The following is a 25,784-nucleotide window of genomic DNA, read 5'->3' as shown; positions in this document are numbered from 1 at the left end:
TTAACGCGCTTTCTGAATCTGAGTTTGCGCTCAAACCGAAACGCAAAGGAAGAAGATAATGACGTCACTTAAAACAACGGTCATCGCTCTGTCGTTAGCTTGCCTGCCCTTGGCAGTCTCTGCTGATCCGACCCATGATCAATTAGTCGGTACATGGTATGCCATCGATTATGATGGCAGTAATGAAACCACCAAACAGCTGGTAAAACGGATGGATGATCATACCTATGTTGCGACGTCAATTACTTGCACTGGCATGATTTTGACATGGGTTGAAAGAGAAATGGGGACTTGGCAACTAGAAAAAAGCTCACTGATCGACAAACCGGAAACCCAGGAAAACTACAATGGTACGAAAGCGTTAGATCCAACTTCCTCCGTTACTTATACCGATGTTTCATTTCAAAATAACGCGCTCAGCTACAAAAATGCCAATGAAACACGCCTTGAATACAAGCCTGTTGATAGTTTTTTTCGGATGGGTTGCCGCAGTCTAAGTACGATTAATTAAAAGCGCGTAATAACTTATTGAAAAAATAATGCTCACCGCACTTCAACTGTTAAAGCTAACTTGAACAAGAGCAACCCCGATAAACTGAGGGCTAGCCCCACCCAAATCGGCGCAATCCATCCCAATTGATGACTGATAACAAAACCACCTAAAAAAGCACCTAAAGCATTGGCAACATTAAAGGCCGAATGGTTTAGCGATGCAGCCAACGCCTGTGAATCACCAGCCACATCAATCAATCGTATCTGTAAGACACCCGCGAGCCCTGTTACCGTAAAACCAATGAGAAACAAGGCCGTCATCGCGCTGTATAACTGCGTCATACTGAATGCTGCAATGATAAAGGCAACCGCTGAACTGCTGAGAACGGCCAGAATCGTTCTGTTCAAATGTTTATCGGCTAACCACCCTGCAACTAAGCCACCGATCACCATGCCCGTACCAAAAATCGCCAAAGCCAAAGGCACCACCTTAATACTCGCCCCTGTATATTCTGTGAGTATTGGTGAGGCGTAGCTATATACCGAAAACATTCCCCCGAATCCGATGGCACCAATCGCAAGCGTCAACCACATATTAATATTTTTAAATCCGGCTATTTCTGCACGCATACTTGATGTCGCTGATGGCTTTATTTTCGGAACAAAAAAACTGATCGCCAAGATAGTCAGTAGTGCAATCATCGCTGAAAACTCAAACCCTGCCCGCCAACCAAATGTTTGGCCTAACCAAGTGGCGAATGGTACCCCAATAACGTTTGCTAACGTTAAGCCCATCATGACGCGTGCAATGGCAGTCGCGCGTCGATGTTGACCGGCCAGATCGGCGGCAACCAGTGAAGCAATACCAAAGTAAGCACCATGCGGTAAACCAGCGACAAATCGACTGATTAACATTGACTCAGGCGTTGTCGCCAGCGCCGTAAATGCATTTGTGAGCCCATAAAATATCATCAGACCAATCAACATGCTTTTACGTGGCAATTTAGCACCCAAAATTGCCAGAACAGGCGCGCCAACGGTTACGCCTAAGGCATAAGCGGTAATAAAATGTCCTGCTGATGGAATCGATACCATCAGATCTGAAGCAATTTCCTGAACCAGCCCCATTGCGACAAATTCAGTTGTGCCGATACAAAAACTACCGATTGCTAAAGCAAAAATCACCCAGTGTAATTTGTAAGGAGAATAGGCTGTCATATTTGTTGGCTTGATCCTGCGGGGTAAGCGGAAAAAACCGCTTAATTTAACACAAAGCCTGCCCAAAAATATGGCGTTTTTATTGTAAAACCATCGACGCACTTTACTTCTTGTTGAGAATGCGTTTTAATCTTATTTAGATACGATACACCATATCATTTATGAGGAAAGTTATGAGAAAAGATATCCACCCAGATTACGATTACGTGGTATTTCGCGATGTCAGCTGTGGCGAAACCTTTCGCATTCGTTCCACGTGTACATCGACTGAAACGATTGTTTGGCAAGACGGTAAAACCTATCCGCTGATTAATCTGGATATTTCCAGTGCCTCACATCCGGTTTATACCGGCCAGCAGCAACAAAACAAATCCGAAGGTCGGGTGGCACAATTTAAACAACGCTACGGTAAAGCTTAAGCCAAATCAGGAGTAAAAATGCAGGTTCTCAATTCATTAAAAACAGCCAAAAAACGTCATCGTGACTGCCAGGTGGTCAAGCGTCGTGGTCGGCTCTATGTTATTTGTAAAAGTAATCCCCGTTTTAAAGCACGCCAAGGTCGGGTAAAAAAACGGGGCTAATGGCAAGCCGGCGAAGCAATCTTTTTTGCTTGGTCAGGCTAGTTTAATAACGCCGTTTTTGTCAGCCTGGCACATAGGCATACTCAATTCTCAAGCCATCTGGATCACGAAAAAATACAGCGTAATAACCGGGCACATAATCATATTCTTGCGGCGCATCTACAATCTCTGCACCAATCGCTTTCATTTGTTCGTAGAGTTCGTTAACAGCCTCTCGTGATACCGCATTAAAGGCAAAATGATGCAATCCAACGTTATAGTCTTTAAATTGGTTTGATTTGTTTTCTTCAAAAGCTTCCCAAACTGAAAACATAAAATCCGGGCCAGCAAAGATAATGACGTTGCCATTTTCTCGCCGATGCGGTGCACCTTCATTTTCGATAAAAGGACTGGCACCGAGGGCCGCCGCCAGTGTTTTATAAAAAGGTGCTGAAACGGCCCAATTATTCACTGTCAGGCCAATATGATGTATTCCTTTGGCAGGCATAATCGCCTCCTTTAGCGCATTAAAACGATAGTGATGTGCTGCTATCCCGTTGCAGCCTGTGTACAATGACTACCCTACATTATTCTGGAAAACAAGCCTATTTATCATGAAAATTCAGAGCCATTTTGTTGATCTTGAAACGCCAACCGGCATCATGCGTACCTATATTCATCGACCTGTTGACGATGGGGCGTTTCCGGTCATTTTGTTTTATTCTGAAATTTTTCAGCAAACCGGTCCGATTGAACGTGCAGCCCGTTTAATGGCAAGTCATGGGTATGCCGTACTGGTACCAGAAGTGTTCCATGAACTGAATCCAATCGGCACCGTATTGGGTTATGACGATGCCGGCCGGGATAAAGGCAATGCGGATAAAGAAGCCAAAGATGTGCAGGGTTATGATAGCGATAACCGCGCCATGATTGACTGGGTAGTTAAGCAACCTTGGTCAAATGGCCATATCGGCGCCATGGGTTATTGCATTGGCGGTCACCTCGCCTTTCGTGCTGCCTTGCAACCCGAAGTAAAAGGCACGGCATGTTTTTATGCCACGGATTTACATATTCAAAAGATACCGAATCAGCCTGGCCAGCACAGTATGGATCGTCTAGCTGATATTCAAGGCGAACTGTTGATGATCTGGGGTAAACAAGATAATCATGTCCCGCGTGAAGGTCTGGACAAGATTCACCAATTGTTAAATCAAACTGATATTACATTCACCTGGCACGAGTTTAACGCTGAGCATGCCTTTATGCGTGATGAAGGTGATGGGGGCCGTTATGATGCACAAACAGCCATGATTGGTTATCAACTGGCACTCAATCTATTCAGCCGCCGGTTACGCTAATCCACCGAATGAACCACGTCAAAAAGCCCTCTTTCGAGGGCTTTTTTTATTGATGTCAGCAAAGCAACACAAATTAACATCTCAAAATCTTAATCTTGGCGTTGACAGACATCATGCCGATGCGAGATTCATCACAACACAATTACGACCTGACTCTTTTGCATCATAAAGTGCCTCATCAGCCAAACTCAGAATGGCTTCAATTGAGAAGGATTGTTGCTCATCAAAATAAACCAAGCCAATACTTACCGTGACATCAATCTGAATACTTTCATTCAATTGAAAAGGACTATTAGAGCAAGCTTGGCAAATCCGATCAGCAATGTCACTTGCAATATGATGGCTACAGTCGGTCAACAGAATACAAAATTCTTCCCCGCCGACTCGGGCAAAAATATCACTTTCACGTAAGCAAGCTGACGTTCGCTTGGCAAACTCAGCTAAAACCAGATCACCGCAAGCATGACCATATTGATCATTGACCAATTTAAAGTGGTCAATGTCACACATTAGCAACGCATAGGGTTTTTTAGAGAGTAACTCTGGCTGCATTTTTTCGTACAAACCTGGACGATTTAATATATGCGTAAGTGAATCATGCGTCGCCAAATGACGTAATTGCTCAACCAGTTCGTTCCGTGCATTCATCACGCTGGCAACAGCCAGCGGTGCTAATGACTGCAGGGCTAACCCCATTCGAAACGATTCCAGAATTAAAAAATCGCGGACATTTACCCCGAGATCCAATAGTCCTGTCGATATCGTCAGCATCACCCAAATATTGGAACACAAGATAACCAACGCCGTTGTAAATAAACGATAAGTCAGCGCGCACCACAACAAACCCGGGACCAAAAACGCCAGTGCGCCGGGTCCACCAATAACGACGCCTAGTCCCATGCCTAATATTAATGCTAATAATGCCAAGCCCTGATGCAAATTGATTAAATGGCAGTCCTGTTTGCGACGTAATCTGATTAAACCCAATCTCAGCCGAGGCAACGTGAGCATAACCGGTAAAATAGCGAGATAATTTGCCCATTCAGTGGCAAACCAATATATAAATCCGTCTTTAGCAAGGCCATCGAAAAAATAAGGAAAACCTGCCATGCCGACAATGCCAGCAGCTACTGATGCCGCCAGTGTGACCAGAATCAGATAGATAATGGATAAAGGCTGTTTCAATAAGCGGTGTTTTTCAGCCAACTGCTTGAACAAGAAAACGCCCATTGCAACACCGGCAAAATTACCTGCCGTCAGAAAAACGCTCAGTTCCCAGTTCATGCCTGTTATGAGATCTGCCGTTAAATATCCCAGAAAAGCAGCTCCCCACCCCAAGGGATGAGCGAGTTTGGGCAGACGAACAAAAAGCCCCAAAAGAACAGCGTTAGCGGGCCAAAATGCCGCCAATAATCCAGACGGACGCGTCCAAATACCAAGCATGGAGCATAAAAAGATAATGACACCAACCACTGTGGCGTTGAGCAGAATTTGACCTGGTGTCAAACGAAAATCTGTTACATCAACATGCTTCATGATTGTCTCTGTCATGACAGGATATCCGGATCATCCATTTCGTTTTCAGGTTCATGTAACACAAATTTTGCGCATTCAAGGCTTTATTAGACACAAAAAGTCCGCTAAAGCGATTCTTTATTAAAAAAATAAAAGATTAACCCGCCATTGATATTGTGCAGAAACGATAGGCTCAGTTATTTTTCACTAATTATAAGCAATTTCTTGACAAGGATTTGCCAATTTAATGCGGCTTGTTCCGCGTATTCAACTGGCATTACTATTAGCACTGACTCTTTTATAACGATAACGCTAAAGCAAACAAGCCCTCAAGCATGGGTGCGTGAGGGCTTGTTTTTGCAAGAACCAATCAGCCGGTATCAGCTCGTCCAGCTACTCGCAAGCACAGGTTGCAGATTATCCTTCACATCCTGAGGGATAAAATTTCCGGCGCCTTTTGGTACATCATAGTTAGCCATAGCTGAGACAAGCTGGTCCAGTTGCTGATTCATCAACCCCATCGAGTCCGTTTCAAACTTGTCTAACTGATTGTCACTGCTGCTATACCAGTCTGTAATAGTCACCTGATCATCAGTACCTTCAATATTGATTTGAAGATCATCACCTTGTCTGCTGAACCAGAGTTCATCATGTGTGATGCCACTATCAAAGGCGAGCACATCTTCGAATAGGTTTGCTGTATTGGCGTCTTGCTGGATGATCGTATCATCGCCATCACCCAAGCCGAACAGGAATCTGTCGTTTCCACCCCCGCCATCGAGCGTGTCATTACCCAAGCCACCTGAGATGAGATCATCGCCGCCATAGCCAGAAATCATGTCATTGGCGTCCGAGCCTGTTAAGGTGTCGGCATTTTCACTACCGCCTATAACATGACTCAAGGCGTCTTCAGTAACCAGCTCTGCTGTAGGCGCTGAAACACCGAAGGCCCCATAGAGTTGGCTGGCAGTTATCTGACTGCCATTTTCAAACTCAATCCTGTCAATCGTATTGGCAATAGTAAAGAACTGACTGACCCTCACGCTGTCGCCTGAACCGCCTACGTTCAAGATAAGGTCATCTCCGGAACGCATCAAACCACTGGCCACATCATTGAAGCCGATACCGTCCACAAAGCTGATGACATTCACGCCATCGGTGTCAATGACCGTATCCTGGCCGTTACCGGTACCAAATACATAGGTATCATCACCCGCCCCGCCAATCAGTTGATCATCGCCGGCGAGTCCTTGCAGGGTATCTTCTCCCCGGCCAGCCAACAGGACATCATTATCTGCCGTACCGGAAATACTATTGTCTCTACCATCACCGAGAACCAGCTCACCAGTGATGGCAACCGCTGTTGGCTCAGATTGGCCAAATGCAGAGTACAGTTGTCTGGCTGGCAATTCACTTCCATTATCAAAGATTATCTTTTCAATGGTGTTGGCATGTGAGAAAAACTGCGCGACACGCACAGTATCACTGGCGCTGATGTTAAGAATCAAGTCATTTCCTGATTTCATCAGGCCGCTGGCCACATCATTGAAAGTCAGGCCGCCTGAGAAGTGAATGATATTAGTGCCATTCGTATCGACGATGACATCGTGGCCCTCTCCGGCATGAATCACATAGGTATCATTGCCTTCACCACCAATCAGCCGGTCATTGCCATCAAGACCTTGAAGTTCATCATTACCTGCGCCAGAGGCAATCACCTCATTTAACGCGGTACCGACCAACACATCATCACCCGTAAAGTCCAGATTTAGACTTCCACCAGAAGTGCCACTTGGCTCTTCGGGATCTTCTTGGGGGTCTTCACCACCTCCATTGCCCGCAGGTAAATCAGTAAGCTGATTGGCGATATCCGTCGGTGTTTGGGTATAACCGCCATTAGGCTGCACCATGATGGCATGGTTGCCACCTAGGAAATGGTTGATAACACGCACCTGCTGCTCAAGGTCAGCATCAACCAGGACTATCAAGTCATCACCATCTTGGTGGTAACTCAGACGTCCTGGTTCCACATTATTGAAGAACAATATGTCCTGACCATCTCCCGCATCCGTAACCACGTCCTGACCACCGCCGGAATAGTAGTAATAATGGTCGTTACCATCACCGCCATCCATGGTGTCATCGCCGTCTTCACCAAAGAGCGTGTCGTTGCCATCACCACCCAATAGGGTGTCATCTCCGGAACCTGAGCCGGAACCATTTCCGCCGGCAAGCCAGTCATCACCGCTGCCACCTTCGAGCTGGTCATTACCGGCAAATCCATATAAATCATCATTTCCTTGCAGACCTTTGATCAGATCAGCCTCGTTCGACCCCAACAACTGCTCATCAGATGAAGTCCCGATGACTTCATTACCGGCGGGTGGGGAAGTATATGACTCCACAATCAAATCAAATATGTCACTCACCGAAGCCCCTGAAGAGTCTGTAGCAACTACTTTGACGTTATAAACGCCAGCATCACCATTAGACGGGGTGCCAGAAAAAGTCTGGGTATCAGGATCAAAACTTAACCATGCTGGGAGTGGAGTATCATCAGCGAGGCTCACTGTATAAGTTAGACTATCACCGACATCTTCATCCGAGAAACTGGCTGCCGGTAGAGCAAAATTAAATACATCCCCTTCAGTTACTAATTGATCAATAATCTCAGCCGAAACTGTGGGGGCAGTGTTTGTATTCTGAACCGTAATCACAAATGATTGACTGGTACTTTCACCGATGATGTCAGTGGCTGTTACTTGAACATTAATATCCCCAACATCAGTGTAAACTGGTGTTCCAGAGAATGTAGCAGTTACAGGGTCAAATATAAGCCAATCTGGTAAAGCCCCCTCTCCAGGTACAGTCGCTTGAAGTGTTATAACGTCACCAATATCTGGGTCGGTGAAGGCATGTTCGGGGAGAGTATATGTAAATTGGCTACCTTTCTGAGCAACTTGATTCAATATCTCAGTACTCACAATAGGTGCGTCATTAGTGTTAGAAACAGTTAAAGTGAATACAGTATTCACAAATCCCCATTCATTGTCTAATGCAGTTATTTGGATATCATATGTGCCGACATCATCATTACTCGGTGTGCCGATAAATGTCTGTGTAGCGCTATCAAACTCTAACCAGCTGGGTAAATCAGTATCATCTGCCAGTTGAGCATAGAGCGTCAAAGTATCGCCTATATCAATGTCAGTAAATGTCTCAGAAGGTACTGTAAAGATGAGTGCTTCATCTTCATGAATATACTGGTTAGTTATTTCATGACTTACCGTAGGCGCATCATTTACGTTATTAACTGTTAATAAGAAGTTCTCACTTGCACTTAAACCTGTCTCATCAGTAGCGGTAACGGTTATTTCATAAGTGCCCACATCTTCATTTTCAGGGGTTCCTGAGAAAAATTGTGTTGTTGGGTCAAAATTTAACCAATTAGGAATTGGGCTATCGTCTGCCATCTGGATACTATAAGTAAGCGTATCACCACTACTATCGCTGAAAGTATTCAGTGGTAAGGGGAACTGCAAAAGATCATCTTGATTTACAACTTGATCTAGTATTTGATTTTGCAAACTTGGTGTTGTTAATATTTCTGCTGGAAGTTGCTCGGGATCGAGCATAGTACCATCAGAAAACTCAAGTACTTCAATCTTGTGACGACCGCCAAAACCACCTGACTTCAACCCGTTAGAGATGGTGACACTATCACCGCTTTCATGGCCATTACCGTCTAGTATAGTTATAATTATGTCGTAATCTAAATGTACGACAGATAAGTTACTAGATGAAATCCCTGGCCCGAAAACGATCTTATCGTACCCCCAACTATCTGTTAATTTATCATTACCGTCTCCCAAATTGAAAAAAACAGTATCGTCGCCAGAACCAGAGTTAATGATGTCATCACCAGTTCCTCCAGTAATAAAATCATTATCTCCACCACCGTTAATGTTGTCATTACCAGCATCACCATGTAATTCACTACCGTCCGAGCCACCAACTAATACATCATCACCATTTCCGCCATACATGATATTGTATCCATTATGTGGGGTATCTCTTTGGGTTGCCACGATTACATCGTTACCGGCACCGCCATATGCGATGTCATTACCAAAGCCTACATCAATGAAATCGTCACCATCACCGCCATATACCGTATCATTCCCATCAAACGTAAAAATATAATCAGTTTGAGCTGAACCGTTTATGACATCACTATTTTCTGCACCGTGAATCAGTTTTTCATCAGAAAATAACGCATATAAGTCCTGTTTAGTAATGATTGTTCCATCAGAAAAAGTAAATTGCTCTATGGCATCATCTTCATACGAAAACGCATTTCTCAGAAGAAGTGAGTCACCAGTTACTTGGCCATTATCATCGAGAATAGTAATCAGTATGTCATCTTGTATACTGATTCCTCCTCCATTAATAAACTCAGTACGATATGTGGCTAAATTTTTCGAATGTGATAACACTATATTGGACTGGTTTATGCCATTACTAAAAACAATCTGGTCAAAACCATAGTTATCTTGGATGAAATCTTTTCCATCACCTAAATTGAATTCAATTACATCGTCACCAGATCCTGAAATGATGTTGTCATCACCAATGCCGCCATTAATATAATCGTTCCCATAGCCAGCTATGATGTAGTCGTCACCACCTTCGCCGTAAATAATGTTATTTCCATATTCGAAATTCTCAAAGTTTGTGTGAATTGTGTCATCACCGTCTCCTGCATAGATGACATTATTACCATGAGAAGCTTCGATATAATCAATACCTCCATACCCATAAATAGTGTCATTAAGATAAGTGCCTGTAATAACGTCATCTGACTCGGTACCATGTTGAGTCACTACTGGAGTTATAAGATCATCAAGTTCGATGGAACTGCCATCATGAAAATTTATAGTTTTTATTGCCCGTGATGAAGCACCCGATATCAATGTGATGCTATCCCCACTCAAGCTCCCCTGACCATTAAGTAAATCAAGGCGAATATCATAGCCAACCTTGCTAACTTGGATGCTAGAAAGACTTATACCTTCTCCAAAATTAATCTGGTTATTTCCAGTGCTATCCTCAATAGAGTCTTGGCCGTCATTTAAATTAAAAATATAAGTGTCACTGCCTTGGCCGCCTCTTAATAAATCATTGCCACCATTACCTATGAGCGTGTTATCCAGGTAGTTGCCTGTAATATTGTCATCGTAATCTCCACCACTTGCACTTATAGCTGCTTCACTGAGTGTCGTGATGACTTCTTCTTTGAGTGTTTGTTTTAAAAATGAGTTTGAGTCAAAGCTGGTACCATCACTAAATTTAAATGCAGAAATTAGATTTTCTATACCATTTTTGACTCTAAGAGAATTTCCATCACCATACTCAATTAATAAAAACTGACTCGTGGAGCTTTGTTGTGTTGAAGTGATGGAATCTAATGAAATACCTGCTTTAAATTGAATGATATCTTCATCATCCGTATCACGGATGATGTCGGTTCCATCACCATTACCAAACACAAAGGTGTCAGCCCCATCTCCTCCCCAAAACGTGTCATTCCCAGCTCCGCCCTCAAGAAGATCGTCACCTGCCTCACCTTCTAGATAGTCAGCTCCCGAGCCACCATAAAGTCTGTCGTTACCATCACCACCCCACAGGTCATCCTCATCACTGCCACCACGAAGTATGTCATCTCCAGCGCCACCATCCAGCACATCCTTACCTGCATCACCATGTAAGATATCTGCACCCTGCTGTCCAAACAGAGTGTCCTCTCCTGCGCCGCCTACAAGAGTGTCATCACCTGCCCCGCCTACAAGCTGATCGTTACCTTCGCCACCATCTAAGTAATCATCGCCATGAAGATTTTCATCTAGATAGTCACTATCGCCCCAGATAAAATCATCTCCATCCCCACCATAGACTCTATCATTGCCTTGTTCACCGAACAGTTCATCATTCCCACTTCCACCATCCAAAAAGTCTTCCCCAGCTGCACCTTTTAAAAGGTCATCATCAGCCTCACCGAAGAGAGCGTCATTTCCCCCATTCCCTGCTAATTTGTCACTTCCTATACCACCAGTTAAAATATCAGCACCATCATTTCCAATCAGAATGTCATCCCCAGCACCGCCAGAAAAGACATTTTTCCCTTCATCTATAGATGAAGAAAACGTAGCAGAAAGAGTGTATGAATCACCGTTTATATCAACATTGCCAAGGTCGTAACCTGCCGGATCAGGAATGTATTCATAATCGCCATCGATAAATCCAGATTCAGCACCAGTCCACTTCAATAATATATTTAACTGGCCAGTCTCTGTGGTCGTTATCCCTGCGTAAGCACCTCTGAATGTATGAAATAACCTTGACCACTCATCATGTTGAAGAGGCAGATTGTCAATATTAAACTTCACCGCATGGTTACTAATTATTATGTCATTACCATCTCCGCCATAGGCTTTGTTATCACCTGACATGGTGAAAATATAATCATCTCCTGCTTCACCATAGAGAGTATCGTTTCCGATTCCAGCATAAATCCAGTCGTTACCATCTCCGCCATAGACTATGTCATTACCACCACCGCTAACGATAAAATCGTTACCATCTATTCCAAATATTTGATCGGCTATATCTGCTTGAAGATCATATCCATGAGGGAAACCTTGGTCATATCCATCAGGATATAAAACATCATTGCTGGCTGTTCCAGTGTTTAAAATTCCACCTGTTTCCTCAGTAATTTCACCTGTATCTATTACGATCCCCAAATTACCAGATACGAAATCAATTACTTTTATCCCGCCATTTCCCGGACTGTTATTATCAATAATGTACAAAGTGCCCCGACCATTAAGATCTGGCTCAAATTGATAAGTAACACCAAGAGTTTCATCTATGAATGTGTTGTTATTTGCAAAATCGTAGCTACCGTCAAGAACAGTGCCTTTCCAATTTATTACGCCAAGCCCATCTTTATCGAAAATCGTGTCAAAACCATCATTTTGGTCATATATATAGGTATCAACACCCGTTCCACCTTCAAGATAATCATCACCGGCGCCACCATCTAAAACATCATTTCCTGACAAACCATAAATCCGGTCATTCTGTTGATTGCCAAGTAAAGTATTGCTTCCATTGTTATTGTTTTCATCACCAAAGATAATGTTGGTTACATCAGATCCATTAAGGGGGTTTGATCCACCTTGACCAGAACTATACGCACCAGCAAAGACCTCCCCAATTTTTGCATCATCGAAACGAATTGCCTCACCATCTATTTTGTCGGGGTTGGTACTATTGAGTGTATTACGCTGAAGAATGGCATTAAGCATCAATTTCCGATCTTCTAAATAACTCTCGGTAAAGTTATCAGCGTTTAACTCGCCACTTAGATTGTGTTGTTCGTATAGATCCTCATTACCTGTAATTGCAAATGGTGTTAATTGCTGTAATGCATATCGATATGCAAAGCCATCGGCATTATCTAAATTGGCTGAGTCTACAAGACTAAAAATGTTTACAAACTGGAGGTTTTCATACTCTGACTTTAATACAGGGATTTCCGCGTCTGGATCAACAAAAATACCACCAGATATTTCTATAAACCGCTGATAATAGGCTTCCCTATCACTAAGAATGCTTTCCTGACCGATACCAAGAAGAACACCAAGAGAATTAAGCAGTCCGTCCAAATCCCATTCACCGTTATTTGAACCTGTTGGTAAAAGAGCCGCTATGAATTTATTATCTATTGATGGTGAGAGGGTTTCGAATAAACTATATAGAGCAAGGGCATCTGTAAGTCTTTTGACCTCGTGATTCCCCCAAATTTGCGTGTCTTCTCCTTCAATATTTATGGGTATTTGTTCCCCCCAACTTATCCCCCAGTCTGCCGTACCATCTACCCCATAAGCTGCAACTACATTCGATATAAGACTTAAATCAATACTCGGGTCCAAATGGCCAGTGAGTATTCCAAATTCTGCGAGTAGCCCACCTACCCCTGGAGCGTTGTAAATGTATGCATGACTAATATCATCTGGATAATCAACTAATAAACCACCTGCGAGAAAGCCTCCTAAAGAATGGCCACTAACCGTGAAGCCTGAATCAAGCGTACCGTCATCAAGCCAACCATCAACAAGGTCTTTTAGCTCTTGATACTGAGTAGTCTGCTCGGGTGTCACCCCTTCGAGAATACCGAGATCCGTAATGACATCAAAAGGGTCATCGGTTCCCCGAACTGCTAATACCTTGTCACCATTTAGATTCTCGAAGACCGTAACAGAGAGTCCAGAAAATGTATTTGGTTGGTGAGCCCGTACCGTCCATTCATCAACGAATTCTTCGGCTTGGGTTTGCGAAAACCCTTCAAATGTTAGAGCAGCCGCTATAAGACTTGAATCTGTAATCAATTGCTCAGTAGCATGATTCCAAAAATCCGCGTAAGCCGCTTCTGCTAGTAAAGCCTGTTGAAATAAGTTGTTGGCCGTCATCATCTCACTCCTTTGATATGTTTAGACTTCATATAAAAATCTATAAATGAATCATTATTCACTAACCATTTGGATTTGCTCCCAAATCTTGGGCATGAATCAACCTTAATCCACCACTTGTAATCTCTGATGGAGTCAGCAGAAACATATGGATTGCCTACCCCAGTATTAAAATCGACATTGCGTGCCAGTACTTCGCCTGTTTTTATATCGACAATACGTTGTTCACGTTCGTGAATTTTAAAAAGGTGGATGCTGTCTTCAAATTCCCACGCAAACCGCTGATTGAGCTGAACTCGCGTCAGATTATCGTTTTTTATCCAATCAGGTTTATCGATAGGTGTCAGAGTTTCGGCTACCCCCGGATTTTCCTGTTTCCACTGATCTATCGATTTATAAACCGTAAAGCCGGCATCTGTAGCGCAGTGATATTGCTGCATAAAATGTGTCGGAATAAAATCCCAAAGAATCAATGAGTACATAAGAATACCAGCCATCCAGCCGGCAAGCTTATGATTACCACCAAGTTTCTTGGACTGACTAACGGCACGCCGAACTACTTTTTTAGATAGCCAGATATAGAAAATTAGAAATAGAATGACTACAAGTAATGGCATGTTCAGATACCTGTTTTCAGAGATAAGGCTGACTTATCCATTTTCTGGATAAGTATTGAGTTATCGCACTGCTTCAAATTTCTGAATAGGAAGATTTGAGAGAAAAACTTGATTATTTCTTTAAGCTGCAAATATGGCAGCAAAAAATCGCCAAATTGAAGACAATAATGCGCCTTGACGACGGGTGTGTTTTTGGTTCTTGTAGGTTGTATATTCATCTGTAATCACCGCTCCCTCAAGCTCTCATTACCGTGTCTTAACAATGGCGCCAAAAAGAACTCAATAATCCGCCTAGTCCCAGTTTTCATCTCAGCTGTCACAGCCATACCAGGCATTAACTTCACTTCACGACTATCAACCATGATTGCGTTTTTACTCATCAGTAACTGCATTCGGTAAATCAAGCCCTGTTTTTCATCGACGGTGGCATCATCGGAGACGGTGGTAACTTTGGCATCAATCACACCGTATTTAGTGAAAGAGAAAGTATGGACTTTGATTTCTGCCGGCATGCCTTCTTCAATAAAACCAATGTCTTTGTTCTCCAGAAACACTTCCACTTCCAGTTGCTCTGCATTAGGCACAATCAGCATCAGCTGCTGGGCTTCGGTTACCACACCACCCACTGTGTTGATGGCAAGCTCCTGCACTTGCCCTGATACCGGCGCGTAGAGGATTTGTTTGGCATTTAAATCCTGCGCTTTGGTGAGCTCCTCATCCAGTGAGGCGATTTGACGTTGGTATTCGGTGATTTCTTGTAATGTTCTGGCCTTGGTTTGAGCTGCGAGTGTTTGCAGTTGATGCTTGACTTCAGATTCGGCCGCAACAAGTTGCTGTAGCCGATGCTTTTCCGCTGCCAGATCTTGTGTTTGTTCGATGCGCTGTTGTTCCAGATCCAGGTACTCTGTTTCAGTCACAAAGCTTTGCTGATGCAGGCTTTGCAAGTCCTCAGCCCGCTTGGTAACGATGGGCAGTGTTTGCTGAAGTTTTTTAATAATTTCTTTACTGGCCGCCTGCTCAAACCGGGTTTTATTCAAGGTATTTTGCAGGGTCTGCTGCTGACTTTGATAATCCTGCCAGTGCTGCCAGAGTAATTGCTGATAAAGGCTGGTATCATGCTCAGCGTTATTCTTCGAGAAGGTCAGTTTGACTTGTTCAGCGGGGACAGTTTTGTTAGCGCTTAACGCTGTCAGCAGCGCTTGTTTCACCGCCAGTTGCATCTGAATACTGTGGCGCTCAGAAGTGAGCCTTTTTTCGTCTGCTGAAGTGAGCGTGCTGTCCAACTCGACCAAGGGCTGACCTTTTCTAACTTCTTCGCCTTCGCTGACCAGAATGGTTTTGACCACAGCCTTTTCCAGTGGCTGGATTTGTTTGACTCTAGCGCTGGGAATAATCTTGCCTTCGGCACTAGCGACGATATTAACTTCGCCGACACAAGCCCAGACAACTCCTATCAGGAATAAAATAATCAAGCTGCGGCCTAGCCATTTGGCAAGGGGATTGGGTGGCGCTTCCTGTATCTCCAGTGCAGCCGGTAAAAAGGCGGCAAGCTCGCGTGTTTTACTGCCCTGCCCCATTGTGTGGCGATTTTTCCAGGCATCCCAGAAAACGGTAAACGGCCTCATGGTCGTGCACCTTCCAAACTTCCCTCAGGTGTCGCTTGAGCAGCGTTGTGAGTTACAGGGTGCAGATTCGGAGTGTGGTTTTGATAACTGTGTAGTTTGGCGTAGTAGCCATTTTTGGCAATCAGCTCTTCATGATTGCCTTGCTCGACGATACGCCCTTTCTCCGTCACGATAATTCGATTGCACTGACGCACCGCAGTCAGTCGATGAGCAATGATAAACACGGTCCTGCCCTGACAAATCTTCGCCATATTGTCTTGTATCAGTCGCTCTGACTCATAATCAAGCGCACTGGTCGCCTCATCAAAAATGAGGATACGAGGATTATTGATTAAGGCGCGAGCGATGGCCAATCGTTGGCGCTGACCGCCCGATAAATTACTGCCTTGTTCGCCGACCAAATTATCGTAGCCTTCAGGCAAGTCAACAATGAACTCATGAGCACCGGCCATTTTTGAGGCCGCAATCACACGTTCCATCGAAATGGATGGGTCGCTTAAGGCAATATTCTCACGAATGCTGCGATTGAACAGGAAGTTCTCTTGTAGCACGACACCAATTTGTTTACGAAGCCAGACAGTATCAACCACTGACAGGTCAACACCATCAATCAAGACCTTGCCGGACTCTGGAATATAGAGCCGCTGTATTAATTTAGTGATAGTGCTTTTGCCACTGCCGCTTCGGCCAACAAGGCCAATCACTTCCCCCGGCCTGACTTGTAGGTTTAAGTCATCAAGAATAACCGGGCCATCCGGGCGGTAGCGAAACCGGACATGCTCCATCGAGAAGGCGCCTTGCAAAGATGGCAGGCGTGAACGGTTGGGGTTAAAACCTGGCTCTCTCGGCGTATTAAGTATATCGCCCAGCCGTTTGATGGAGATACCTGCCTGCTGGAAATCTTGCCAGAGTTGAACCAGCTTGAGGATGGGGCCACTCACTCTGCCGGCAAGCATATTAAAGGCCACAAGTTGCCCCACTGTGAGCTGGTTATCAATTACAAGATGCGCTCCCCACCAGATAATGCCTAGCGTCATGAGTTTGTTGACTAACCCAGCTATCTGGTTAGCCACATTATTGAGGTTCTGGCTTTTAAACGAGGCATGCACATAGTTGGAAAGGTGGTCTTCCAGTTTGCGTTTCATCTGGGGTTCGACCGCCAGGGATTTTACCGTGCCAATTCCTGTTATAGACTCTGTGAGAAAGGCGGTGTTTTCAGCGCCGTGCTTGAACTTATCATCAAGCCGTTTTCTTAAAATCGGCGTGATAAAGATTGAGAGAATGACATAGAACGGTATGGTTGCCAGTACAATCCAGGTCAATGTCGGACTGTAGTACCACATGACCGCAAGGAAAACGAAAACAAAGAACAGGTCAATCACCAATGTCAGTGCGGTACCGGTAATAAAGTTACGGATAGTATCCAGTTCTCTAACCCTAGCCACATTCTGCCCTACCTGTCTTGATTCAAAATAAGACAGCGGCAGTGCCATCAGATGGGTATAAAGGCGTGAGCCTAACTCAACATCGACCCGGTTGGTGGTATGACTGAACACATAATTGCGAATACCGCCAAGCAGCGCCTCAAAGACAACGACAACGAAGAATCCAACCGCCAGCACATCCAGCGTGGTAAAACCACGGTGTACCAGAACCTTGTCCATAACGACCTGGAAAAACAGCGGGGTGACTAGAGCAAAGAGCTGGAGGAAGAAAGAGGCGACGAGGACTTCGGAGAAGAGTTTACGATATTTGATAAGAGAAGGAATAAACCAGGAGATGTCGAACGTTTGCTGCAGGCTTTCACCGATGCCTTGTCGTCGTGTCAATGCAATCAGTTCGCCAGACCAGATTTCGGTAAACTCATCCAGGGTCAGACTTTTTGGTGCTTCATCACGAAGATCTTGAATCAGTACGCCTGACTTTTTCGCCTGCTCAGCTTCTTCATTATTCGCAATACGGGCAAGGATGAAATAACTGCCATCTTTTGCCTTGGCAATCGCGGGCAGCATGCCATTGCCAATGTCGTTGGTAACCGGTTTGAGTTTTTTTGCTCTGAGGGTTAACGCTTTTGCGGCTTGCAGAATTTGGGTGTCAGTAAATACCTCGCCGGGCACACCATATTGGTGAGCGAGCTGTTCAGGTTCTGCGGGCAGCTGATGAAAACGCGCGATCGCGACAAGTGTGTTTAGACCAGTATCCATACCAGTACTCTGTTTGCTCCATGCAGTGATATCTCAATGTAGCACAATACTTAATGAGACAGACAGTAATAATCCATTAACTTCTATCAAATATCAAACTGGCTAACACCTTGGTCTTATCATCTTTTTATTAGATCACAAAACCTGATTTTTATGTATTCAATAACGCTGAGAAAACGCAAAAACCACTCAACACCACAACCAAATAAGTCATTGAATTTCTACCAAATTACAGCTTGGGCTTGGCCGTTGAGCTGTTGATCTTGTCTTCTTCTTGTTTCGCTAGAGAATCAATCCATTGATTTACTTCACGCTCGCTTTTTATGATGCCGCTCACATCAACTAAAATACCGGTCGCCGCATTGACTGGGTCGTAAGCGAGCTGATAGGTCAACACGGAAGCACAGTTGTCTAAATCCAGGTTATTCACATCCGTTTTTTGGGACATAATGACTTGCGTCACCTCCCCTTTTTCAATGCTACTCATGCCAATAGTGCCGAATGGCCCCTGTACTTGCCTGCCGCCTGAAAAGTAAGGTAAACACTGTGGCTTATCCCCTATATGCCATTGTAACCAATGCATTTGTCTTTCCGAATTCACCTGTTTATCGTTTTGTGTAGCAACCGGCTGCCCATATTTATCTACTAGCGCGTTGCTATAATTTTCACGGGTAATCGGCGGGACAAAGTTGTTGTGGGAACGCGAAATTGCCACCACTCTAGGTTCTGATGGCGGCATTGAAAAATAAATCTGAACATTGCCTTTTTGCTTGTCTTTGGCAACCGCATAAAGAGAGCTGATAAATGGTTCGGTTTTGATAGTTTTATTGGCGACCCGGTATTGATAAACCCGCTGCATAGGTGGCTGAAGCACAAAGTCCTTATCATAATCAGCAATTGTCTTTTTGACTTGCTCAACAGTCATGCCTAACTTCAAGCCAATAATGTCAGCATCATCACGCTCTAATGCCAGCGCTGAATGTGTCAACATGAGCATGGTAAATACCGAAATCACGGCGATAGATTTTTTAACGGCATTCATTTGTAACCCCTAATCGTTACGAAATTATTAAATCATTCAATAAACCGTTTCATGACTGTTGTCTGTTGTTAATCCCCTAATAAATAGTCTGCTCAGCAAAGATTTAGCGATCGTCATTTCCCGTGGTTAATGACGCCTGATAATGGCCGAATACAACGACTGATAAGCCACTATCTTGTGAATAATTTCACAGATTTATATCGCTGCCAACAACAAGATTCGCGCCAAACAAGAATGTTATAATTCCTGTTTAGCTGCCTGCACCATCGCTGCCGAGATACTATTTTAAGGCGGCAGCGCCAAATAGGTGCCACCATTTTGCTTGGTTAGCTCCCGCATCAAAATACCGTATCGTTCGGTACTGCTCATCGACAGAAAACCAACACCATGAATGCGGGCCAACCGTTGCCCATTGCTAAGAACCCGGTTTTGTTGGGTAATTCGCGCAATCACATTATCAAATGAGCCACCGGTATAGTCATCACCGAAAACGTAAATAGAGGTCGTAATGTTGGGTTTAGCATATTTTCGTAATGCGGTCTCGATCCCCTCGACCGGGCTGCTGTTGGAAACCACTGACCACTTGTCAAACATGCGAATCACGTTGTTTCGCGTTGCGGGCGTGTCTGACATCCATTTGCCGTCATAACCGGAGATCATAGACGTTCCCAAGTCGTTCAGAATCTGAAAGCCTTTCACTTCCGGATGAATATTCAACACATTGACGACTTCTCGTGATACCCGAGACCAGATGCGTTGCATACTGCCAGAGGTATCAATAATAAAAACGACATAGTCACTATCGACCGGAATCCCACCCACGGCTTCTGAACGCACTTCCGGCGTGTTTTGACGTGGTGTTGTCAACGCCGCCTGGCGCAAACGTGACTCGACCAGACTGAGGCCACTTATATTGTCAGTTAATGCCGCATCAGCCGCAGCAAGTTGTTGCTGTTGTTTTTGCAGATCAGCTTGTGCCTGACGCGCGGCGGCCTGCTCAACCGATAATGCCTCTAAACTGGCAAGTTCAGATTCAATTTGCTGTTGCGTTATGGTGACCGTGTTTTTAAGGCCTACCAAGGTTGCCAACATCTCGCTGATATTGCTCTGTCCCGCCTGGGAGATTGCGGTATCCGGTTTGGCTATCAGGATTAACATCACCACAGCACCAAAGCCGCAGGAAATGATATCCAGAAACGATAAACTGAAAATATCCAGTGTTTTTTTACGCGATTTCATGGCCAGTTTTCCGCGGGACTGATTAACAGGCCCCCTGTTGCCGCAGCCCAACCCCAATATTGATTGACGGCATCCGGATCCCCTTCCAAGGGTAACAGCACGACATTAACTTCGTTACTGCGTTGTCCACTCTCTCGCACGGTTTGTTGAAAAAGTTTGACCCGACACGGACCAGAAATAGTCTGGGCATTACCTGTCAGCGACCGGCACTGGGCAAACGGATTTAAACTGCGATAAGAAGATTCGCCCAGTGTGGGCAATCCATCTGTAATTACATACAAATGATCTGGCGAAAAATCATTGATTGTATTCAGGCCTTTTTGCAGGTTGGTGCCGCCCTCTGGAATCACCTTGTCTAAAGATTGCAGGATTTGACCGACAGTTGTCTCGTTCGCCGGTTGCATTGACTGGCCGCCCAATACCTGTGCCTGCTCACTAAAAGCCACAACGACAATGTCACTGTTTGCTGGCAGTCTGGCCAGCAGCCAGCGCACCGTATTTTTAGTACGTATCCACTTGGCAGCGCTTTGTTTGTCCTGATTAGTGCGACTTTTGGTCTGGATAATATCGATCAACTTTTCATTGGTCATGGACGCGCTCATATCGACCAGAATCCCGATTTTATTGCCCGTCACTTGAAGGCCCATCAGATAGTTTTCTTCGTTGAGGTTATCTGATGACACTAAATCCTGTTGCTCGGGTATTTCAATTTCGGTAATGCGCGACTTCAGTTTAGCCAGTGCTTGCTCCGCGTCGCTGATGGCACTGCGCTGAGCGCTCAGCGCTGCCTGTCTGTCAGCCAGCGCTGAGGATTGTTGTTCAAGATCTTGTTTTTGTTGGCTGAAATCGTCTCGGATTTGACGCAACGTCTGATTCGCCTCCTGCTGTGTTTGTTCAAGCCTAGCAATATCCGCTTGCAAGCGGTCTACTTCGGAAGCTGCCGATTCCAGATTTTGTTTGACTAACATAAACACCAGAATCACCGCGCCAAGGCCACAGGCCATGATATCCAGAAACGCCAGATTAAATCCTTCAGTGCGTTTACGTCGCAGCATGACCAATCAGCGAATGCGTCTTAACAAATATTTATCGCAATAATGCTGCGTTTCGACTATTTGACCATCTTGCAGACGTTGCAGTTGGTGAAACAAAAACATCAGAAAAATGCTGATTAACAGCGCCACCAGCGTCGAGTTAAATGCCAGACCAAGGCTATCAACCATGCCGGCAATATTACCGGCCAGTGCTTCATCAGCCTGAGACAACGCTTGACCAATCCCTCGGACTGTCCCGATAAAGCCGATGGACGGAATCGCCCAAATTAAATAGCGAATCATGGTGTTTTCCGTATCCTGACGCACCGCAAGCGCTTCCAGATTACTCTCGATAGCATCCGATAAGTTTTGCACATTATTCGTCGCACTATATCGCCATAGTGCCGCCCGCAAGGTCTGAACCAATGGTGAAGCCAATCCCTCTTTGGGAATTTCGGTATCCAGCCGGTCAATGATCTGATTCACATCCAATGCACTATCGTTGGACTCCGTCGTTTCAATCAGATCTACGCTATAAAGATATTGCGTTTTCAGAATGCGGCGATAGGCACTGGCTATCAAGTAACAGCCCCACAGCATCAGAATAAAACAAATTTCCTGTTCGTAACCTTTAACAATGACGACAAAATTCCGCGGTAATGACTGTTGCTGCTCGAGACCGATAGCAATATATTGCGCGGCCTCCGGTCGGATATAGCCCAAATAAACCATATGCACTATCACAATGGCCACCACCAGTGCCGCAAAACTCTTCAACATCTCATTCATTTAGATATCCACCGGAAAGGAAACCGGCGAGTTCAGACTTATCACCGGCTTATCGGCATAGGCGCTGTGCAACAACACGCCGACAAAAAAAAGGATCAGCGCCGAGACACCAGCGCGTATTGGCTTTTTGAAGCGTTGCATTATTGCTCTCCCTTATTCAGATAGCGACCAACACGAAAGCCGACTGTCTTTCGCGGCTGGCTTAGGCCTTCTCGATACGCTGCACGTAAGGTTGTCAGCGATCCTGACTGCCAGTTTGCTCCTTTTACCACACGTTCCGCCAGTAAGCGCTTATCCAGTTGTTGTGGAAAAATGGTTTCTGAATCAGGCGGGGTCAAACGATAAACATCATGCGTCCATTCACTGACATTGCCAGCTTGATCTTGTAATCCACTGATCTCTTTAGAGAAACGACCGATTGGTGCAACGCCGGCATAACCATCATCATATTGCGGTACGTACATAGCGACTGCTGTCTTGGCCTGCTCATCGGCAATATTCGCAGCGTGTTTTGGCAGCGTGGTGCTATCACCCCAAGCAAACCGGGTTGGCTGCGGGCGCTTTGCTGATCTGGCCAGCCACTCCCACTCTGCTTCAGTCAATAATCGGTAGCCATTTGCTGTTATGTCAATTGCGATGAGTTTTTGGTTTGAAAATTGGTAAACGGGTGGCAGCCCTTGCTGTTCGCTGAGCCAATTACAAAACCGTGCGGCATCCAGCCAGCTGATTGCCGTTATCGGTTCCGCTTTGTTACCGGTTTTGCTGGTATCAAACTGTTGATATTCGCCAATACTGACTTCCGTTACACCGGCGTAAAATGGCCTATTCAGATGCACCTTATGTAAAAACTCATTGGCACGCTGGCCTTGACTGTCTCGTGCCGCACCAAGCGTGAATACCGTATTCGGCTGAAACAACAACATCTCTCCCCCAGCAGGATGCTGATAACGTTTTGGCGATTCAGCAAGCTGGGCCTGCGCTTCTGGAATCAGCGTAACCGATACCTGACGTGTCACATCACGACTCGGCGTCACGGTTTGTGTGATTGTGCGATAACCTGGGTGTTGAAAACTGAGCTGCTGTGGCACAGTTTGCAGTGTTAATGTCAGTGGCGTCTCCCCGACGCGTTTGCCGTCAATGGATACTGCCGCTTGGGGCGTCGCCATGATTTGCACCTGACCTCGGGCTTCCTGCAAATCAAAATTCAAGGCTAACGGTTGACCTAACGGTGGCGTCACAATTTGCTGTTGTGTGACATAGCCTGCTTTTTGATACACAACCCGGTGAGCTTGTCCCGCGGCCAATTGAATGGTTTTTGCCGCCGGCTGCACAATGTCATCTACAGTCAAGCTGCCACCGCCAGGCGACAAAGACAGGGACACCGTGGTTTGTGCAGCCGGTAGCTGATATACCCGCGATACCTGTTTATGATTGCGCGTTACTTCCAGCGTTTCGGTGACCGTATCAAAACCCGATTTGGAGAGAGTTATCTGGTAAACACCACCTGAAATGGGGTGCGTCAAAGGCGATTCACCGATCACTTGATTATCGACATGAATCACCGCACCGGGCGGCGTAGAGGTAATCTGCAATTGGCCAGTGATGGGCGTCAATACGACGATCTCATGCCGATGTTGCCCTGCTGTCAACGAAACTGCTTTGTTGATCTGTTCGTAGTAAGGATGATCGATTTTTAAATCATATTCGCCGGGTAACAAGCTTTGTTGCAGCGTATCCGACTCAGAAATAAATTCATTATTAAGGTACCAGCGTGTCAGGCTTTCCTCTGGATCGGTGCTAAAACGTACTTCAGCCGGCTTTGGTTCTAAAGTGATATGAAGTCGTTTGCCTTGCTGTTCAGGCAATAATTGATGTTCATATGTCTGATATTGCAGGGCGCTGACGCGTATCCGGGGCGAGTCCGTTAGCGCATAAACCGAATTAAACAACACCATGCCTACACCTTCCGTCATGCTTATCTTTGCTGGCAAAGCCGCTTCGGGGAGAACGACAATACGGGTGCCACGGGAAATCCCTAGTATGGTTACGATAACCACGGAGGTCGTCAGTAACGCCACCAGCATCCAGACTAACCGACGCCGGTGTCTTTTTTGCGCAGCTTCAAGCGCGTGTTTAAATGGCTTCATCACAGATCAAGGTAAGCGAAACCGGGGTATGATCCAAGGGCACATCAATAGTTTTTAACTTAGATTTGTAGCCGACTCTTTTGCCTTCCAACGTGTACTGGCCGGGTTTCAGTTGAATGGTTTTACTGATGACCTCCCCAACTTTACCAACGCCGCGAACACTGACAAAAGTCTGCTTATCCGAGTTAATCGTCACAGCGACCGGCTGGTTTAACGCCGTCAGCAAATCAGCAACCTTATCGGTTTTTTGTGCAAGGCTGACACTGTCAGCACGATATTGTTTCGCATTGGTAATTGCAGAACGCATCTGATTGGCGGCAGTTTCTGCCGATAATGAAAAAGGGGCCGCCAAGGCCGTGGTGAACGCTTTATCAAGGCTGACTATTTGCCTCGCTTTTGCCATCTCTGCGGCATGACTTGCCGCCTGCGGCACAAGCGTTTCTAACGCCTGCAAATGCGTTAACACGGCTTGCCAGTCATCGGTACGCCGGGCCGTTGCAATCTGCTTTTGCAAGGTGCTTATCTGTTGCTTTTGTTGATATTGCTGAATCGCCTGCTGTACGTTTTTGACCTCCTCACGGGCAGGATAAATCTGTTTCGCTGCCTTTAAGGCTGACTGCGCCGTGTCAACTTGTCCATCTTCAAGCGCACGATAAGCACGACGGATTTGTTCATTAAACTGATCCGTTTTAATTAGCGTCTCAAGTTCAGCCGCACGTTGCTGATAAACCGTGCGCTCTGGCGTTAATTGAAGTAGCTGTGAAATGAGACTGCGTTCCAATTGTTTATTTTGTTGAGACTGCGCCGCATTGATTTGTCGAATCAAATCCGTGATTTTGGGTATCTGTTCAATGCGTTCAGCCAAGTCTTGAGCGGCTTTATCTGATGTATTCAACAGCATAGCGGTATTTATCGACTGCTTGGCAACCGGATAGTCATTATTGTCAAAGGCGTTCTGCGCTGTGATCATGGATGTTGAAAATGCGGTCTCCACCTCAGCAATGGTCTGTTCTGCCAGGGTGACTAACTGGCTGAGACCGGTCTGTGCTTGCAGGTAATCACCGGCGGCAAAATGTGTGACAGCCTGTGACTCCAATTCACTCAGCTGCGTGGCCAGATCTGGTCGCCAGGCTTTTATATCCGTGTTGCTCAGCTGCGGCTTGAGAGTCGAGTCAAATTGTGCGTAAGCATCAAGATAAGCAGCGCGTGCCTGCTCATTTGCCAGCGCGTTTTGCGATGGTGTCAGATTGTCCGGCTGCGTAGATACAGCCGGCGTCGATGGGTCAGGTTGTGCAGCCCAGTAAATAGCGCCAATACCGGCCATGCTCAGTATCAGCATCATACTGACCGTTTGCAGTAATCGGCGGCGTCTTTGCTGACGCGCAGCAGCGAGTTTGTCGTGCATCGTGC

18 protein-coding genes are annotated in these 25,784 nt (G+C 45.4%); 4 read left to right on the top strand and 14 right to left on the bottom strand.

The window, feature by feature from the left end; genetic code table 11:
- Positions 1-58 precede the first annotated feature (58 nt).
- Positions 59-511, top strand: coding sequence for a hypothetical protein (locus Q7C_RS12410; protein WP_014705132.1), 453 nt, complete (start codon positions 59-61; stop codon positions 509-511).
- A gap of 32 nt (positions 512-543) precedes the next feature.
- On the opposite strand, the gene Q7C_RS12405 is transcribed toward Q7C_RS12410, so the two are convergent.
- Positions 544-1,710 carry an MFS transporter gene (locus Q7C_RS12405; RefSeq protein WP_014705131.1) on the bottom strand — a complete coding sequence of 389 codons (1,167 nt, stop codon included), beginning with the start codon at positions 1,708-1,710 and terminating at the stop codon, positions 544-546.
- Between the two features lie 173 nt (positions 1,711-1,883).
- Between Q7C_RS12405 and Q7C_RS12400 the strand changes: the two genes are divergently transcribed.
- Both Q7C_RS12400 and ykgO read left to right on the top strand, forming a co-directional pair.
- Positions 1,884-2,129, top strand: a complete 246-nt coding sequence (locus Q7C_RS12400) for a type B 50S ribosomal protein L31 (protein ID WP_014705130.1) — start codon at positions 1,884-1,886, stop codon at positions 2,127-2,129.
- Between the two features lie 18 nt (positions 2,130-2,147).
- Positions 2,148-2,291 carry a type B 50S ribosomal protein L36 gene (ykgO, locus tag Q7C_RS12395; RefSeq protein WP_014705129.1) on the top strand — a complete coding sequence of 48 codons (144 nt, stop codon included), beginning with the start codon at positions 2,148-2,150 and terminating at the stop codon, positions 2,289-2,291.
- Between the two features lie 61 nt (positions 2,292-2,352).
- On the opposite strand, the gene Q7C_RS13400 is transcribed toward ykgO, so the two are convergent.
- Positions 2,353-2,778, bottom strand: coding sequence for a VOC family protein (locus Q7C_RS13400; RefSeq protein ID WP_014705128.1), 426 nt, complete (start codon positions 2,776-2,778; stop codon positions 2,353-2,355).
- Positions 2,779-2,884: 106 nt separating this feature from the next.
- On the opposite strand from Q7C_RS13400, the gene Q7C_RS12385 reads away from it, so the two are divergent.
- The gene (locus Q7C_RS12385) at positions 2,885-3,628 is read left to right on the top strand and encodes a dienelactone hydrolase family protein (RefSeq protein WP_014705127.1); all 744 of its coding nucleotides are present in this window, start codon (positions 2,885-2,887) and stop codon (positions 3,626-3,628) included.
- A gap of 111 nt (positions 3,629-3,739) precedes the next feature.
- Here the strand turns inward: Q7C_RS12385 and Q7C_RS12380 are convergent, their stop codons facing one another.
- From Q7C_RS12380 to Q7C_RS12325, 12 genes are all read right to left on the bottom strand, one after another.
- On the bottom strand, positions 3,740-5,179 hold the full coding sequence (locus Q7C_RS12380; protein ID WP_050954411.1) for a GGDEF domain-containing protein: 1,440 nt from the start codon (positions 5,177-5,179) through the stop codon (positions 3,740-3,742).
- A 344-nt stretch (positions 5,180-5,523) separates the two neighbouring features.
- Positions 5,524-13,680: a putative Ig domain-containing protein gene (locus Q7C_RS12375; protein WP_083839472.1), complete on the bottom strand. Its 8,157-nt coding sequence runs from the start codon at positions 13,678-13,680 to the stop codon at positions 5,524-5,526.
- On the bottom strand, positions 13,677-14,294 hold the full coding sequence (locus tag Q7C_RS12370; RefSeq protein WP_041366735.1) for a hypothetical protein: 618 nt from the start codon (positions 14,292-14,294) through the stop codon (positions 13,677-13,679). The genes Q7C_RS12375 and Q7C_RS12370 overlap by 4 nt, the downstream gene beginning before the upstream one ends.
- Before the next feature lie 224 nt (positions 14,295-14,518).
- Positions 14,519-15,919, bottom strand: coding sequence for an HlyD family type I secretion periplasmic adaptor subunit (locus tag Q7C_RS12360; protein ID WP_014705122.1), 1,401 nt, complete (start codon positions 15,917-15,919; stop codon positions 14,519-14,521).
- Positions 15,916-18,153 (bottom strand): type I secretion system permease/ATPase, encoded by a 2,238-nt coding sequence (locus tag Q7C_RS12355; RefSeq protein ID WP_274377663.1) that lies wholly within the window; start codon positions 18,151-18,153, stop codon positions 15,916-15,918. Before Q7C_RS12355 ends, Q7C_RS12360 begins: the two co-directional genes overlap by 4 nt.
- Before the next feature lie 199 nt (positions 18,154-18,352).
- Positions 18,353-19,165: a hypothetical protein gene (locus Q7C_RS12350; protein WP_014705120.1), complete on the bottom strand. Its 813-nt coding sequence runs from the start codon at positions 19,163-19,165 to the stop codon at positions 18,353-18,355.
- Between the two features lie 285 nt (positions 19,166-19,450).
- Entirely contained in the window at positions 19,451-20,404 is a 954-nt protein-coding gene (locus tag Q7C_RS12345) for a hypothetical protein (RefSeq protein ID WP_014705119.1), read from the bottom strand.
- Complete coding sequence (locus Q7C_RS12340; RefSeq protein WP_014705118.1) at positions 20,401-21,459, bottom strand: VWA domain-containing protein; 1,059 nt, start codon at positions 21,457-21,459, stop codon at positions 20,401-20,403. Before Q7C_RS12340 ends, Q7C_RS12345 begins: the two co-directional genes overlap by 4 nt.
- A 6-nt stretch (positions 21,460-21,465) precedes the next feature.
- Positions 21,466-22,227, bottom strand: a complete 762-nt coding sequence (locus tag Q7C_RS12335; RefSeq protein WP_014705117.1) for a MotA/TolQ/ExbB proton channel family protein — start codon at positions 22,225-22,227, stop codon at positions 21,466-21,468.
- Entirely contained in the window at positions 22,228-22,368 is a 141-nt protein-coding gene (locus tag Q7C_RS13725; protein WP_014705116.1) for a hypothetical protein, read from the bottom strand. It abuts the gene before it with no gap.
- The gene (locus tag Q7C_RS12330) at positions 22,368-24,374 is read right to left on the bottom strand and encodes an SUMF1/EgtB/PvdO family nonheme iron enzyme (protein ID WP_041366733.1); all 2,007 of its coding nucleotides are present in this window, start codon (positions 24,372-24,374) and stop codon (positions 22,368-22,370) included. The genes Q7C_RS13725 and Q7C_RS12330 overlap by 1 nt, the downstream gene beginning before the upstream one ends.
- Entirely contained in the window at positions 24,361-25,779 is a 1,419-nt protein-coding gene (locus Q7C_RS12325) for a hypothetical protein (RefSeq protein ID WP_014705114.1), read from the bottom strand. The genes Q7C_RS12330 and Q7C_RS12325 overlap by 14 nt, the downstream gene beginning before the upstream one ends.
- Between the last annotated feature and the right edge of the window lie 5 nt (positions 25,780-25,784).

Origin of the sequence: Methylophaga frappieri (genome assembly GCF_000260965.1) — a bacterium.
Taxonomy (GTDB): Bacteria; Pseudomonadota; Gammaproteobacteria; order Nitrosococcales; family Methylophagaceae; genus Methylophaga; species Methylophaga frappieri.
This window is presented reverse-complemented; position numbering and strand designations above follow the sequence as displayed.